The organism is Dolichospermum sp. FACHB-1250 (assembly GCF_014696335.1).
GTDB classification, from domain to species: domain Bacteria; phylum Cyanobacteriota; class Cyanobacteriia; order Cyanobacteriales; family Nostocaceae; genus Dolichospermum; species Dolichospermum planctonicum.
On the sequence record NZ_JACJPZ010000105.1, the window covers coordinates 1 to 1,846 of the forward strand.

A 1,846-nucleotide genomic window follows, 5' to 3' on the forward strand; every position below is an offset into this window, starting at 1 on the left:
GGTAAAATAAAACCTAAATAGCCATCTTTTCTTAATAGCTCTAATCCCTTTTCCACAAAGACAACATAAATATCATAGTTTCCCTTACTAGCAGAAACATACTGTTGTTTATAAAATTCAACTTCTAAAGCAGCCCATTCTTTTAAAGCTTGGATTCTAATATAGGGAGGATTACCAATAACTACATCAAAACCACCTCGTTTCATAATAACAGAAAAAGCCGATTTCCAGTCAAAAATATTAACTCTATAAGCCGTATTTTCGTCTAAAAAATTTAATTGATTATGTTGATAAAATTCTGCGTCTATCAAGGTATTACCACACTGAATATTATAATCTAAATCAGGTAAAGCCCGTTCTTTAAATAACTGTAATTGTCTGGTAATTGTTTCTCCTGATTCTCCTTCCAGTACCTTTAATAACAAAGATAATTTAGTTGTTTCTACCGCTTGTTGATCAATATCAACACCATAAATATGAGTTAATAAAATTTGCTTTCTCTCACTTGCGGTTAAACGCCATTGATGATCTGAAATTTGATAGAATTTATTTTTGTATTTCTGGGGATTTTGCAGATATTGTTCTAAATACCAATCTAGGAGAAATTGATAGGCCACAATTAAAAAAGAACCCGAACCACAAGCAGGATCAATAATTGTTATATCTTGGATTTTATCTGGTTTCTTATTTTCTAAAACCTTACCAATAGTTTGTTTAATAATATAATCAACAATATAACTAGGAGTATAATAAACACCTCCAGCTTTTCTTACTTCCGGTTTATCTTCAATAACTGCTTGACGACTTGCAGATATTTGAATGACTTTACCTAAAAATTGTTCATAAACTTGTCCTAAAATTTCCACAGGAATCACAGAAAACTCATAAGGACTTTCTGGAGGATAAAGTTTTCTAATAATTAATGTTAAAATAGCATCATCTATAGTTAAATTCAAAGTAAAATCATCAGGATTTTCTCGTCCTTTTTCACCTTGAAAATGGAATAAACCCGAATTATAGCGATAATCTGCATTGATAAATAACCGCCCTAATTCTTGATAAAAATTTTCAAACTTTAATAAATTATATAACTGTTGATAAGGTTCAATTCCTCTATCTTCACAAATCCGTAAAAAGACAATTCTATTAATCGTCATTTGAACCGCAAAATTTAACTCTCTTTGTTGAATTTGGGGATTTTTCCCAACAATATTAGCCGCTAAATTTTCTCGCCAAATTTCAATTTCTTGGAGAAATTTTTGATCAACAGTAATCCCAGCTTTAACTTTGGTTTCTGCAAATCTTTCTAAAGAACCATTTAAGACAGCTTCCTTAGAAAAAAGATCATAAATCTCTTGCCATTTTTCCACATATTTTGTATAATGAAAATGTTTGATTCTCGCTATCAAGGGAGAATCGTTTTTATTTGGCATAATTCGACAATCATAAACTGCAAATTCTTCAAAATCTGTTAAAATGCTTAAAGGTAATTTTGCAGACCAGCCATAACGTCTGACTTGAAAAGCCGCACTCATATTATTACCAACATTAACAGCGGGTTTTTTCGCTTCCACAAAAAACTTTCTTGTTCCCCCAACCCAAAAACTATAATCAGGTGCTTTGGCTTTATTTGCGTCGCTAATTTTTAAAGAATCTTCATGAACAACGTCTTTATAAATATCAGAAATTTGTCGTTCATTATTAATATCCCACCCTAAAGCAGCAAAGAAAGGATTAATAAACTCAATTCTAGTTTGTGTTTCATTAATTCCCCCCGCACGATACAATTCTATCGAAGAGTGAAAATGTTCAACAAGTTTAATAATGGTATCAGGTGCTTTCATAT

Annotated in this window: 1 protein-coding gene; it reads right to left on the bottom strand. The window is 31.1% G+C overall.

Annotated elements, in window-relative coordinates; genetic code table 11:
- On the bottom strand, positions 1–1,846 hold a 1,846-nt coding region (locus H6F39_RS20070), incomplete at both ends, for a DNA methyltransferase (RefSeq protein WP_190397298.1).